11 protein-coding genes are annotated in these 14,105 nt (G+C 68.6%); all 11 read left to right on the forward strand.

The annotated features are described in order from the left end of the window. Positions 1-158 precede the first annotated feature (158 nt). The 11 genes from NRB20_RS09525 (at position 159) to NRB20_RS09575 (ending at position 13,910) form a co-directional block, all read left to right on the forward strand. Entirely contained in the window at positions 159-1,694 is a 1,536-nt protein-coding gene (locus NRB20_RS09525) for an AMP-binding protein (protein ID WP_153409549.1), read from the forward strand. A 38-nt stretch (positions 1,695-1,732) separates the two neighbouring features. Continuing rightward, complete coding sequence (locus tag NRB20_RS09530) at positions 1,733-3,370, forward strand: FAD-dependent oxidoreductase (RefSeq protein WP_153409551.1); 1,638 nt, start codon at positions 1,733-1,735, stop codon at positions 3,368-3,370. 62 nt (positions 3,371-3,432) lie between these two features. Continuing rightward, the gene (locus tag NRB20_RS09535; RefSeq protein WP_153409553.1) at positions 3,433-4,296 is read left to right on the forward strand and encodes an alpha/beta fold hydrolase; all 864 of its coding nucleotides are present in this window, start codon (positions 3,433-3,435) and stop codon (positions 4,294-4,296) included. Between the two features lie 320 nt (positions 4,297-4,616). Next, positions 4,617-6,281 (forward strand): bifunctional 3-(3-hydroxy-phenyl)propionate/3-hydroxycinnamic acid hydroxylase, encoded by a 1,665-nt coding sequence (locus tag NRB20_RS09540; RefSeq protein WP_319944673.1) that lies wholly within the window; start codon positions 4,617-4,619, stop codon positions 6,279-6,281. Continuing rightward, positions 6,238-7,209 carry a 3-carboxyethylcatechol 2,3-dioxygenase gene (locus tag NRB20_RS09545; protein WP_153409556.1) on the forward strand — a complete coding sequence of 324 codons (972 nt, stop codon included), beginning with the start codon at positions 6,238-6,240 and terminating at the stop codon, positions 7,207-7,209. The genes NRB20_RS09540 and NRB20_RS09545 overlap by 44 nt, the downstream gene beginning before the upstream one ends. After that, the gene (locus tag NRB20_RS09550; protein WP_194289791.1) at positions 7,206-8,981 is read left to right on the forward strand and encodes an FAD-binding protein; all 1,776 of its coding nucleotides are present in this window, start codon (positions 7,206-7,208) and stop codon (positions 8,979-8,981) included. Before NRB20_RS09545 ends, NRB20_RS09550 begins: the two co-directional genes overlap by 4 nt. Continuing rightward, positions 8,978-10,276, forward strand: a complete 1,299-nt coding sequence (locus NRB20_RS09555; RefSeq protein ID WP_153409558.1) for an LLM class flavin-dependent oxidoreductase — start codon at positions 8,978-8,980, stop codon at positions 10,274-10,276. The genes NRB20_RS09550 and NRB20_RS09555 overlap by 4 nt, the downstream gene beginning before the upstream one ends. A 20-nt stretch (positions 10,277-10,296) precedes the next feature. Further along, complete coding sequence (locus tag NRB20_RS09560) at positions 10,297-11,118, forward strand: coniferyl-alcohol dehydrogenase (RefSeq protein WP_153409560.1); 822 nt, start codon at positions 10,297-10,299, stop codon at positions 11,116-11,118. Continuing rightward, the gene (locus tag NRB20_RS09565) at positions 11,118-12,113 is read left to right on the forward strand and encodes a cyclase family protein (RefSeq protein ID WP_319944674.1); all 996 of its coding nucleotides are present in this window, start codon (positions 11,118-11,120) and stop codon (positions 12,111-12,113) included. The genes NRB20_RS09560 and NRB20_RS09565 overlap by 1 nt, the downstream gene beginning before the upstream one ends. A gap of 19 nt (positions 12,114-12,132) precedes the next feature. Next, entirely contained in the window at positions 12,133-12,747 is a 615-nt protein-coding gene (locus tag NRB20_RS09570; protein WP_153409562.1) for an NADPH-dependent FMN reductase, read from the forward strand. Continuing rightward, the gene (locus NRB20_RS09575; RefSeq protein ID WP_153409564.1) at positions 12,744-13,910 is read left to right on the forward strand and encodes a 3,4-dihydroxy-2-butanone-4-phosphate synthase; all 1,167 of its coding nucleotides are present in this window, start codon (positions 12,744-12,746) and stop codon (positions 13,908-13,910) included. The genes NRB20_RS09570 and NRB20_RS09575 overlap by 4 nt, the downstream gene beginning before the upstream one ends. The last annotated feature ends 195 nt before the right edge of the window (positions 13,911-14,105 follow it).

Raw genomic sequence — 14,105 nt, forward strand, 5'->3', positions numbered from 1 at the left:
GGCAAGGGTTCCCGGGGGAGATTTTCAAGGCGAAGCACCGTCGTTTCGGCGGATTTCCGGGCATTTTCTGCGAAAGTGACCTTTGCATCTGACGAGAACATTATTCTCGTCTACATCGAAGGGCGCCGCCTGTGACGCCCGACCGAATGAGAGCCGAGATGCGAACCATCCCCGAGGAATTGCGCCGCAGCTACGAGCGTGCGGGCTGGTGGCGGCCGGAAACGCTGGGCGATCTGCTCGGGCGCGGCCTGGCCGCCGCGCCCGAGGCCGAATTCCGGGTGCATTCGCAGGTCAGGCCGTGGTCGGGCACGCTGGCCGAGGTCGAGCACACCGCGCGGCGGCTCGCGGCCGGACTGCGCGCGCGAGGCGTGCGGCCGGGTGATGCGATCGCGTTCCAGCTGCCCAACTGGATGGAGGCCGCCGCGACCTTCTGGGCCGCGTCGTTCCTCGGCGCGGTGGTGGTGCCGATCGTGCACTTCTACGGCGACCGCGAGGTCGCGCACATCCTGGGCACGGTGCGCCCGGCGGTCTACATCACCGCGGCACGGTTCGGCACGCGCAGTTTCGATCCCGGTGTGGCCGTGGGAGTTCCGGTGGTGGGCGTGGTCGGGCGGGATTTCGGCGCATTGCTGGCCGACGAGCCGATGCGCGGCACGATTCCGGTCGATCCCGCGGGCGCGGCGTTGATCGCGTTCACCTCGGGCACCACCAGTGCGCCCAAGGGTGTGGTGCACAGCCATCAGACATTGGGTTGCGAGGCAAGGCAATTGGCCGAGCAGAACGCGCTGGACACCGAGGATCAGCTCACCGCGACTCCGGTCGGGCACTTCATCGGCATGCTCGGCGCGTTCCTGCTGCCGGTGTTGAGCGGCAAGGCGATTCATCTGCTGGACGTGTGGGAGCCGGGCAAGGCGCTGGCGCTGATGAGCGAGTACGGCCTGTCGGTCGGCGGCGGCCCGCCCTACTTCGTGACCAGTCTGCTCGATCATCCGGACTTCACTCCCGCGCATCTGGATCACGTGCGATACGTGGGCCTGGGCGGTTCGGCGGTGCCCGCCGCGGTGACCCGCCGCCTCGCCGATCTGGGGCTGATCGCGTTTCGCGCCTACGGCAGCACCGAACATCCCTCGATCACCGCGTCCCGTTACACCGCACCGGAATTCGAGCGGCTGAGCACCGACGGGCGGCCGCTGCCGGGGGTGGAGATCCGGTTGGCCGACGACGGCGAAATCCTCAGTCGCGGACCGGATCTGTGCCTGGGCTACACCGATGACGAACTGACCGAACGGGTTTTCGACGCCGAGGGCTGGTACCACACCGGCGATATCGGCGTCCTGCACCCGGACGGTCATCTCACCATCACCGATCGCAAGGCCGACGTCATCATCCGCGGCGGTGAGAACGTCAGCGCGGTGGAGGTCGAGGAGGTGCTGGCCGCAATGGCGGCGGTGGCCGAGGCGGTCGTGGTGGCCGTCCCGGACGCGCGGCTGGGCGAGATCGTCGGCGCGGTGCTGCGGATTCGTCCGGGGCACGCGCTGCCCTCGATCGAGGCCGTGCGCGGGCATTTCCGGGAGGCGGGCGTCGCGCGGCAGAAATGGCCCGAGCGGCTGTTCGAGGTGGCGGACTATCCCCGGACGCCGAGCGGCAAGGTGCGCAAACAGCTGATCCGCCAGCAGATTGCCACATCCAACTGACGAGAATATGATTCTTCTCATTCGTAAATGGAGGTCTCATGGCTAGTCGTGCAATCGACGCCGATACATCCGAATCCGAAGTCGACGTCGTCGTGCTGGGCAGCGGCGCGTCCGGCCTGACCGCGGCGCTGACCGCCGCCGTGCGCGGCGCCTCGGTCGCGATCGTCGAGAAGGCCGCGACCGTCGGGGGAACCAGTGCGGTATCCGGTGGTATCGCGTGGATTCCGGCGCACGACCGCTCGCCCGACGGGCCGCTGAGCATCCAGGACGCGCTGCGGTACCTGCACGCCCAGTCGCTGAACTCGATGGACGACGAACTGGTGGAGACCTTCGTGCGCACGGGCGCGCGGATGGTCGAGTTCGTCGAGAAGCACAGCGGGCTGCGGTTCGAGATCGCCGACGGTTTCCCGGATTACAAGCCCGAACTGCCCGGCGGGCGGCCCGGCGGCGGACGCTCGCTGAGCCCGGTCGCGTTCGACAGGTCGCGGCTGGGCCGGTGGCGCGAGCGGATCACCGCCTTCCCGGAAGACTGGAGCAACGTCGGGTTCGACGCCGAGACGCGCGCGCGGCTGCACGCCGGGACCGACACCGAATCGACGGATCTGGTCGTGGCCGGGGCCGCGCTGGTCGCGGGACTGCTGTTCGGCGTGCTCGAGGCCGGGATCGTGCCGCGCACGAAAGCCCGTGCGGTGGAACTGCTCTCGGAGGACCGGAGGATCACCGGCGTGCGGTTCACCACGCCCGAGGGTGAATCGGTCATCCGGGCGCGCAAGGGCGTGGTACTCGCGACGGGCGGCTTCGAATGGGATCCCGGACTGGTCCGGGCGTACCTGCGCGGTCCGATGTCCGGGCCGGTCTCCCCGCCCAACAACACCGGTGACGGTCTGCGGATGGCGATGGCGCACGGCGCGGATCTGGGCACGATGAGCGAGGCGTGGTGGGTTCCGGTCGTGCAGATCCCAGGCGACACCATCGAGGGCAAGCCGCGCAGCCGCAGTGTGCGGCTCGAGCGCACCCGGCCGCGCAGCATCATGGTCAATCGCGCGGGGCGGCGGTTCGTGAACGAGGCGTCGGAGTACAACTCGATGGCCGGGGCGTTCCACTATCTCGATCCCAAGGGCGGATACGTCAACGATCCGGGCTGGATCGTGTTCGACGCCGAACATCTGCGCCGGTACGGCTTCCTGGGCGTCGCGCCGGGGGAGACGGTGCCCGAATGGTTCTGCGAGTCGAAGGATTTCGAGGAACTGGGCGCGAAGACCGGCATCGATCCGCAGGGGCTGGCCGCGACGGTCGAAGCCTGGAACCGCGACGTCGCCGCCGGTGTCGATCCCGACTTCGGCCGTGGCGCAAGCGCTTACGACGGCTGGTGGGGTGACGAGAACGCCACCACCGCCGCGGGCCGCACCCTCGGCCCAGTCGACACCGCGCCCTACTACGCGGTGCCGGTGACCGTCGGCGCGATGGGCACCAAGGGCGGACCGCGCACCGATCGCGACGGGCGGGTGCTGCACGTGGACGGCGCGGTCATCCCGGGGCTGTTCGCGGTCGGCAATGCGATGGCCGGTGTCACCGGACGGGCCTACGGCGGGGCGGGCGGAACCATCGGCCCCGGCATGGTGTGGGGCTTCCGGGCCGGTCACACCGCCGCGACCGGTACGTCGGCGGACGACTGAAAACAGCTGTCCCGCCCGATCGAGTCGCCGGAACGGGCAGGCCGGATCAAGGAGGTTACGAGTTGTCGGAGTACGAGAGCATCTGGAGCGATCTGCAGGGCGTCGCGTTCACCCAGGGCTATCTGGACGTCGGCGGGGTGCGCACCCGCTACCTGCACGCGGGCGACCGGGACAAACCGGCGCTGGTGCTGCTGCACGGGTCGGGCGGGCACGTCGAGGCGTATTCGCGCAATCTCCAGGCGCACGCCGAGCACTTCTCCACCTGGGTGATCGATATGCTCGGGCACGGCTACACCGCCCGGCCCGGTCACCCGCTCGAGGTGAAACACTATGTGGCACACCTGATCGCGTTCCTGGACGCGGTCGGCGTCGAGCGCGCGAGCATCAGCGGTGAGTCGCTCGGCGGCTGGGTGGCCACCCGCACCGCGATCGACCACCCCGACCGGGTGAACCGGCTGGTGCTCAACACCGCCGGGGGATCGCAGGCCGATCCCGAGGTGATGAAGCGGATCATCACGTTGTCGATGGCCGCGGTGACCGAGCCGACCTGGGAGACCGTGCAGGCCCGGATCCGCTGGCTCATGGCCGACAAGACCAAGGACTACGCCGACGTCGTCGCGAGCCGCCAGCGCATCTACCGGCAGCCGGGTTTCGTCGACGCGATGCGCGACATCATGGCGTTGCAGGACCCGGAGATCCGGCAGCGCAACATCGTCTCCCCCGAGGACTACGGCCGCATCACCGCCCCCACCCTCGTGCTGTGGACCAGCGACGACCCCACCGCCGACGTCGCCGAGGGCCGCCGCATCGCCTCGATGATCCCCGGCGCGCGCTTCGAGGTGCTGCCCGACTGCGGTCACTGGCCACAGTACGAGGACCCGAAGAGCTTCAACGCTTTGCACATCGATTTCCTGCTGGGCGGCTGATCGTGAGTGAGCCAAGCGATTCCGCCCCGGACGCTGGGGGCTGCGACATCGATTCCACTGGGCCGGGTGTGAGTGCTGCCGGGCTGGGGGGCGCAAACGCGCTCGGTCCGAAGAGGCTCGGGCTGGACAGTATGCAGCGCGGAGATGCGGGCCAGGGTGAGCGCGGCCTGAACGGGGCCGAGCAAGACGATGCTGGGCCGAGTGGTCCCGGGCCGGCGAGCGTAGTCCCGCAGGGGGCCGATCAACGCGATTCCGGCGCAGTCGATTTCGGGGACCGAAGCTTCGGTGCGGAGAGCTCCGCGCAAGTTACTTCTGCGGCAGTGGGTTCCGGGTCGTTCATCGATGTGGATGTGGTGATCGTCGGGGCCGGGCCGGTGGGATTGACGCTGGCGAACATCCTTGGTGGGTACGGCGTGCGGACTCGTGTGGTCGAGGAACGGCCCACGTTGATCGACTATCCGCGTGGGGTCGGGCTGGATGACGAGTCGTTGCGTACGTTCCAGTCGATCGGGTTGATCGAGCAGATTCTGCCGCACACCACGCCGAATCAGTTCATGCGGTTCGTGGATGGTAAGCGGCGGCTGCTGGCCGAAATCGCGCCCACCGATGCACAATTCGGATGGCCCAAGCGCAACGGGTTCGTGCAGCCGCTGGTGGATGCCGAGTTGTCGGCCGGGTTGTCGCGGTATCCGCATGTCGAGGTCGTCTGGGGTGCGGGGATGAATTCGGCGACCGATTCGGGGGATCGGGTCAGCATCGAATTAGCCACTGAGACAGGGACTTCCACTGTCAGCGCTCGTTACCTGATCGGCTGCGACGGCGGCCGGAGCGCGACGCGGCGGCAGATGGGTGTCTCGTTCGAGGGCACCACCTCCTCGACCCGCTGGCTCGTGGTCGATCTGGCCACCGATCCGCTCGGGCATCCGAATCTCGAGGTGGCCGCCGATCCGGCGCGGCCGAACGTGTCGGTGTCCATCGCGCATGGCATCCGGCGCTTCGAATTCATGATCCACGACGACGAATCCGATGAACTGGCCGAGGATCCCGCGTTCGCCCAGCGCCTGATCGCGCCGTTCATACCGCATCCCGACCGGCTCGAGGTCATCCGGCGGCGGGTGTACACGCATCATTCGCGGATCGCGGGATCGTTCCGCAAGGGCCGGATGTTCCTGGCCGGTGACGCGGCGCATCTGATGCCGGTGTGGCAGGGCCAGGGATACAACAGCGGCATCCGCGACGCGGCCAATCTCGGCTGGAAGCTCGCCGCGGTCGTCACGGGTAAGGCCGGTGACGGGCTGCTCGACAGCTACGACCTCGAACGCCGCAAGCACGCACGGGCCATGATCGACCTGTCCACCATGGTCGGCAAGGTGATCTCGCCGACCGACCGGAAGGTGGCCGCGGCGCGGGACGTGCTGGTCCGTGCGGCGGCCGCGATCCCGCCGGTGCGCCGATACGTGCTGGGCATGCGATTCAAGCCGATGCCGAAATACGAGCAGGGCGCGGTGGTGCACACCTGGTCCCGCACAACGAAATCCGCGGTGGGCACGCTGTTCATCCAGCCGCGCGTCGACACCCGCGAACAGTCGAACGTGCTGCTGGACGAGGTACTCGGCCCCTGGTTCGCGGTGCTGTGCTGGAACAACGCGCCCCGCCGTGTCCTCGGCGACACGGCGTTCGGACAGTGGAAAGCGTTGGGGGCCAGGTTCTTCGAGATCCTGCCGGTCAACCAGCTGCACTGGACCGGGCACGACGATCCGGACGTGACCATCCTGGCCGATCGCGGTGGCGCGCTGAAGAAATGGTTCGACGGCCAACAGGATTCGGTGCTGTTCCTGCGCCCGGACCGCTGTATCGCGGGCGCGAGCATCGCCCAGCTCGCCCCCGAGCTCAGCGCGGATCTGCTGCGCACCCTCACCGTCGTCCCGGGAGGAGGTCCCGATGCCGCTGGCACTGTGCTGCGTCTCGCACAGCCCTCTACTTGATCTACCCGGACCGGATTCCGAGCTGCTCGACGATATCCGCGCGGCTCTGGACCGGGCCGCGGAGTTCGTCCGCGAGTTCGATCCCGAACTGGTGGTGATGTTTTCGCCCGATCACTACAACGGGTTCTTCTACAAGCTCATGCCGCCGTTCTGCATCGGCGCGGCGGCCTCGGGCGTCGGTGACTACGGCACCCACGCCGGACCACTGGACGTGCCCGCCGATCTGGCCCGCGACCTGGCCGAATCGGTGCTGGACGCGGGCGTGGACGTGGCGATGTCGATGTCGATGGAGGTCGATCACGGCACCGTGCAGCCGTTGCAGCGGCTGCTGGGCGCGGCCACCGCGCGTCCGGTGATCCCGATCTTCGTCAACTCGGTCGCGGTGCCGCTAGGTCCGCTGCGCCGGGCCGCCGCGCTGGGGGCGGCGGTCGGCGATCACCTTGCGGGCCTGGGCAAACGGGTGCTCGTGGTGGGTTCGGGCGGGTTGTCCCATGACCCTCCGATGCCCGCGCTGGCGACCGCGACGGGTCCGGCGCGCGAACGAATCCTGAACGGCGGCACCATGTCCGGCCAGCAGCGTGCCGCACGGCAGCAGCAGGTGATCGCGGTCGCGCGCGAATTCGCTTCCGGCAGCGGGCAGTTGCGCGCGCTCAATCCCGACTGGGACCTGCGGGTGCTCGGCGCGCTGGACGACGGCCGCCTGGACGAGTTCGACGACTGGTCCAACCCGTGGATCACCGAGGTCGCGGGCAACTCCGCACACGAGGTGCGCACCTGGGTCGCGGCCTTCGGCGCGCTCGCGAGCCAGGGCCCCTACGGGACCACCGTGCGCTACTACCGGCCCGCCCCCGCGCTGATCGCCGGATTCGCCGTGCGCACCGCGCTCCCACAGCGCGATCTCGATTCGACCAGCAGGAGGCAGCCGTGACAGCAGAGACCACCGGAACCACGGAAACCGGTGCCGCACACCAGGATGACGCCTTCGACCGCACCGTGGACGTGCTGGTGGTCGGCTCGGGCGGCGGCGGGATGACCGCGGGCCTGGCCGCTCGGGCCGCGGGCCTGCGCACCCTGATCGTCGAGAAGTCCGCGCACTACGGCGGCTCCACCGCGCTGTCCGGCGGCGGCATCTGGGTGCCCAACGCCCCCGCCCAGGTCCGCGACGGCTACAGCCCCGATCCCGAGGGCGTGGTCCAATACCTGCGCACCATCACCCGCGGTCTGGTCACCGAGGAACGCCTGCGCGCCTACGTGGAGACCGCGCCGGAGATGATGGAGTTTCTCGAGCGCAGCAGCGACTGGTTCGAATTCGTCTGGAAGCCGGGCTATGCCGACTACTACCCGGAACTTCCCGGCGGCTCGGGCGAGGGCAGCACCATCAACGTCCCGCCGATCGATCTGCGCAAGCTCGGCCCCGACGAGGAGCAGCTGCTCCAGCCGCTTGCCCTCGCGCCGAAGGGAATCTGGCTGGGCCCCAAGGATCTTCGGATGTTCTACCAGGTCCGGCAGAACTGGCGCGGCAAGGCCGTGCTGGTCAAGCTGGTGTGGCGGATGTTCCGGGCCCGGGTGTTCGGGGATCGCATCGCCGCGATCGGCCAGTCGCTGATGGCCCGCATGCGCCTGGCCCTGCGCGAGCACGAGGTGCCGCTGTGGCTCGATTCCCCGATGAAATCCCTGATCACCGGGCCGGACGGCGAGGTGATCGGCGCGATCGTCGAACAGGACGGCCGCGAACTGCGGGTGCGCGCCGAGGGCGGTGTCATCCTGGCGACCGGTGGATTCGAGCACGACATGGTGTGGCGCAAGGAATTGTGCCCGGAGATCGATCAGGACTGGAGTTTCGGCAATCCGGCCTCGATGGGCGACGGGATCCGCGCGGGCCAGGAGGTCGGCGCCGACACCGATCTGCTGGACGAGGCGTGGTGGTTCCCGTCGATCCAATGGCCCGACGGCCGAATGCAATTCATGCTCAACGAGCGGATGATGCCCGCCCAGTTCATCGTCAACGGCGCGGGTAAGCGATACATCAACGAGGCCGCGCCCTACATGGATTTCGGCCACGCGATGATCGAGGGGCAGCGCTCGGGCGTCACGCACATCCCGAGCTGGTTGATCACCGATTCGCGGTCCTGGCACCGGTACGTCGTCGCGGGACATCTGCCCATTCCGAAGGTCCCGTTCGCGCCGGTGCCGACCGGCGGGAAGATCCCGCAGGCGTGGCTGGACTCCGGCGTGGTGAAACAGGCGAACTCGTGGGCCGAACTCGCCGCGAAGATCGACGTGCCCGCGGACCAATTGGCCGCCACCGCAGAGCGTTTCAACGAACTCGCGCGCAAGGGCCACGACGACGACTTCCAGCGCGGGGACAGCGTCTACGACAACTACTACGGCGACCCCACCCTGCCCAACCCCAACCTGCACCCGCTGGGCAAACCGCCCTACTACGCGTTCCGGATGGTGCCCGGGGATCTGGGCACCTCCGGCGGTCTGCGCACCGACGAGTTCGCCCGGGTGCTGCGGGCGGACGGCACGGTCGTCGCCGGTCTCTACGCGACCGGTAACACGACCGCCGCGGTGATGGGCCGCAGCTATGCCGGGGCCGGGGCCACCATCGGACCCGCGATGACCTTCGGATACATAGCGGCCCAGCACATTTCAGCACAGCAGACGACCACCGATCCCAACGGAGGAAGTAAATGAAGATATCCCTGTTCTACGAATTCGCCCTGCCGCGCCCGTGGGTCCCCGACGACGAGCGGCAGATGTTCCAGGACGGGCTGGACGAGGTCGAGGCCGCCGACAAGGCCGGTTTCTCCACGGTGTGGCTGACCGAGCACCACTTCCTCGAGGAGTACTGCCACTCGACCGCGCCCGAGATGTTCCTGGCCGCGGCGAGCCAGCGCACCAAGGACATTCGGCTCGGCTTCGGCGTCATGCACATGCCGCCCGCGATCAACCATCCCGCGCGCGTCGCCGAGCGGGTCTCCACGCTGGACCTGATCTCCAACGGGCGCGTGGAATTCGGCACCGGTGAGTCCTCCTCGGTGGGTGAGCTGGCCGGATTCAATATCGACCCCGCCGACAAGCGCGGTCAGTGGGAGGAGGCCCTCGACGTCGCTATCCGCTGCATGATCGAGGAGCCGTTCACCGGATTCAAGGGCAATCACATCGAGATGCCCGCCCGCAACGTCATCCCGAAGCCCGCGCAGCGGCCGCATCCGCCGGTGTGGGTGGCCTGTACGCGGCCGTCCTCGGTGCAGATGGCGGCCCAGAAGGGTATCGGCGCACTGAGTTTCGCGTACACCGGCCCGGGTCCGCTGGCCGAGCGCGTGCGCGGCTACTACCAGGAATTCGAGGACAAGGCCGAGCCGACCATCCCGATCCTGAACCCGAACATCCTGGCCATCGGCGGCGACCTGTCGATGATGGTCGCCCCCACCGACGAGCAGGCGTTGCAGCGCCTCGGCGTCGGCGGCGGGTTCTTCTCGTTCGGCATCATGCACTACTACATGACCGGCCAGCACACCCCCGGTCGCACCGGCGTCTGGGATCGCTACCTGGACGCGGTCAAGGAGGACGAGACCCTCGCCTACGGTCCCGGCCGCGGCGCGATCGGCTCGCCGGACACCGTGCGCGAATTCCTGCGCGGCTACGAGGAGAGCGGGGTCGACGAGATCATCCTGCTGCTGAACCCGCGCAGCCACGAGGGCACCATGGAGTCCATCGAACTGATGGGCAAGGAAGTACTGCCCGAGTTCATCGAGCGTGACGAGAAGCAGGTCGCGGCCAAGGCCAAGCGGCTCGAGCCGATCATCGAGAAGGTCGAGGCGCGCCGGAAGCCTTTGGCGGGACCGGAATTCGACGAGAGCTACTCCTTCGGCGGGCTGCCCACCGGACGCGGCGGCAAGTTCACCGCGAGCGAGATCCCCGAGGCCATGGCCGAGATCAACGAGGGCCGGGTGCAGGCCGCCCAGCGCGCCAAGGACGAGCAGTAGCGGTAGCGAGGTAATCGACGATGGGACGAACAGATCAGCTGTGGCGCTATGACGGTCGCCGGGTCGTGGTGACCGGATGCTCCTCGGGCATCGGCGCGTGCGTGGCCGAACAGGTGCGGGAGCTGGGCGGGACGGTGATCGGGCTGGATCTGGCCGAGCCGTCCGGTGAACTCGACGGGTTCCACCGGGTGGACATGGCCGACGCCGACTCGATCGACCGCGCCGTGGCCGCGATCGGCGGACCGGTGGACGCGCTGTTCAATGTCGCCGGGGTGTCCTCGGGCATCGGCGATCCGCTGAAGGTCGTCACCATCAATTTCCTGGGCCTGCGCCGCTTCACCGAGGCGCTGGCGGCGGGAATGGGCCCGGACTCGACGATCGTGAGCGTGTCCTCGCTCGCCGCGTCCGGGTACCTCGAGCACCGCGAGCAGTCCGACGGACTGCTCGCGACCACCGATATGGCCGACGGAATCGCTTGGTGCACAAGCAATCCCGAGGCGATCGCGGACGGCGGCTACCGGCTGTCGAAAGAGGCGATCATCTACTACACGATGCGCAACGCCGTCCCGCTGGGCGCGCGGGGCATCCGCATCAACTGCACCGGGCCGGGGGTCACCGAGACCCCCATCCTGGATCAGCTGCGCTCGGCGTACGGGGCGCAGTATCTCGACACCATCCCCAAACCGCTCGGCCGCGTCTGCGAGCCGGCCGAGCAGGCGGCCGTCCTGGTGTTCCTCAACAGCCGGGCCGCCAGCTATGTGCACGGCCAGGTGCTGTGGGTGGACGGCGGCAATGTGGCCGCGCGGATCGCGGGCACATCCACCACAGAAGGAGAGGCATAGTGGCCACCCTGACCGAATTCCGGCGCGTCGCCGAACAAGTGAGCAACTGGGGCCGCTGGGGCGCGGCCGACGAGCTCGGCACGCTCAACTTCATCACCCCGGACAAGATCGCGCAGGCGGCGGGGCTGGTGCGGCACGGGCGGGTGTTCCCGCTCGGGGTCGACTTCGATTCCTCGGGACCGCAGGGGGCGTTCAAGTTCCGGCAGAACCCGGTGCACGTGATGACCGTCGACGGCGGCGACGCGCGGACCATGGCGCAGTACGGACCGCAGTGGGCGGCAAACGGTTTCGGTCAGGAGTTCGGTGGATTCTTTGCCGGAGAAGAGAATCCGTTCCGGTTCAACGACGACATGATCGTCATGCCGTTGCAGGCGGCCACGCAGTGGGACGCCCTGTCGCACGTCTACTACGACGAGAAGCTGTACAACGGATTTCCGGCCGATTCGGTGACCAGCGCGGGTGCGTTCCACTGCGGGATCGACAAGGTCGACGGCAAGGGCATCACCACCCGCGGCGTGCTGCTGGATCTGGTGCGGCATCGCGGCGCGGACGTCTTCCTCGAGCCCGGAAACCCCATCACGCCGGACGAATTGGACGAAGTGGCCAAGGCGCAGGGCGTGGAGATCGGCCGCGGTGACATCGTGCTCGTGCGCACCGGCTGGTGGTCCCGGTTCCAGGAGACCCGCGACGGTGCCGAACCGTATTCGGGCCTGGACTGGATGTGCGCCAAGTGGTTGCACGAACGGGAAGTGGCCGCCGTGGCCGCGGACAACCTGATGGTCGAGGACGTGGTGTCCGGCGTCGAGGGCACCTTCCTGCCGATGCACATGCTGTGCCTGCGCGATATCGGCCTGATGCTCGGCGAGTACTGGGATCTGACCGCCCTGGCCGCGGATTGCGCCGCCGACGGGGTGTACGAATTCCAGCTCGTCGCACCGCCTTTGCGGGTCGTCGGCGCGGTCGGCTCCCCGATCAACCCCATCGCGATCAAATAACGAGCCTGGAGGTTTCGACATGACCGCAAGTACGACCAGTGCGGACCCCGCCGTGGCGGCGCGCGACGGACGGCCGTTCGTCGTCGGCCTCGGCGGCACGTTGCGCGCGGGTTCGACGACCGAACGGGCGCTGCGGCACTGCCTTTCGGCCGTCGAGCGCCAGGGCGGGCGCACCGCGTTGTTCTGCGGTGCGGACATCAACCTGCCCATGTACAACCCGCACGACCCCGAGCGCACGCCCGAGGCGATCGCGTTGATCGAGGCGTTGCGCAGTGCGGACGCGGTGGTGATCGGCTCGCCCGGCTACCACGGCGGCATCTCCGGACTGGTGAAGAACGCGCTGGACTACATCGAGGATCTGCGCGGCGACCCGACGGTCTACCTGGACAACAAACCGCTGGGCTGCATCACCTGTGCGTACGGCTGGCAGGCCGCGGTCGGCACGCTGGGCCAGCTGCGGGCGATCGGCCACGCCCTGCGCGCGTGGCCGACACCACTCGGCGTGCCGATCAATTCGGCCGATCCGATCTGGGACGCCGAGGGGAACCTGTCCGACGAGACCGTCGCAGCGCAGCTGGATCTGCTCGCCACCCAGGTGCTCACCTTCGCCCCGGCGGGCGGTGCGCGGGCGTGAGTTCCCGGACACCGGATCCGGCCGCGGTGCGCGCGGCGATCACCGCGCTGCGCCGCGGCCGAATGGTGTTGCTGGTCAGCGAGATCGACGGCGGGTATCGCGGCGATCTGGTGCTGGCCGCCGAGCGGGCGACCGCGGAGTCGGTCAACCTGCTCGGCGGCATCGGGCGCGGGCTGGTGCACGTGGCCATGCGGTCGGCGGCGCTGGACCGGCTCGAGATCCCGCCTGCCGATCCGTCCATGACGGGTCCGGGGCGAGCGCGGTTCCGCGTGCCGGTGGGTTCGGTCGCGGCGGGCGCGCATGCCTCGCAGCGAGCGAAAACCATTCGTGCGCTTGCGGATCCGGCGAGCATGCCGGGCGACTTCGGTCGTCTCGGGCACGTCTTTCCGCTCGGCTGCGCCGAACTGGGCGTGCTCGAGGCGCCCGCGCCGCCCGAAGCCGCGATGGATCTGGCCGAGCAGGCCGGGATGTCGGCGGCGGGTGTGCTGTGCGAGGTCTGCGGGGCCGACGGGGAAGCGGCCCAGCTCCCCGAACTCCTCGAACTCGGTGCCGCGCACGGCTTTCCGGTGGTGTCGATCGAGGACCTGATCGCCTACCGCCGCCGCGAACTGTGCCGGGTGGAACGCCGCGGCGTCGCACGAATCCCCTTGCCGGTGGGCGAATTCCGCGCGGTCGGCTTCATCGACGGCCTCGGCCGCGACCACATCGCCTTCGTCCACGGCCAACCCAGAGCCGATCGCGTGCCGTTGGTACGAGTCCACGTGGAATGCCTGTTCGGCGACACGCTGGGCTCCCTGTTCTGCGACTGCGGCGCGAGATTCGAGCGTGCGCTGGAACTGATCGCCCACGCGGGCCACGGCGTGCTCGTCTACGTGCGTTCCCGCGACGCCGTCCTACGAGGTCTGCCCACAGGCGAGAACCACACTGCCACAACGCATCAGGTCGACCCTTCCGACCTGCTGTCTGCCTTCGAAATCCTCGACGAACTCGGCCTGCACGAGATCCGCCTGCTCACCGCCCCCGACGAGGACCCCTACCTCCCCGACCAGGTCCGCATCCTCGACCGGATCGCGTTGACCGCCGACGCGCACGAAATATCCGACCGGCCATCGTTTCGGGCCGATGCCGCATCGACCCAGGGGCCGATCGGAAAGGTCTCGTGATGAGCACAACCGGTGCGCCGACTCGAGTTTCGAGGTCGCGATGTTGAGCGAACTACGCCGAGAGGACTTGCGCTGCAACGCCCATGGTGTTCGTGCGCAGGCGTGCTGCCTGGCTCCGATACGTGTTGTCGGCACCGGAATGACGACTGAGAATATCTGTGCCACAAAAGGACTGGCTCTGTTGGGCACTCGGTG

The sequence above is a fragment of the Nocardia macrotermitis genome (assembly GCF_009604405.1).
Taxonomy (GTDB): domain Bacteria; phylum Actinomycetota; class Actinomycetes; order Mycobacteriales; family Mycobacteriaceae; genus Nocardia; species Nocardia macrotermitis.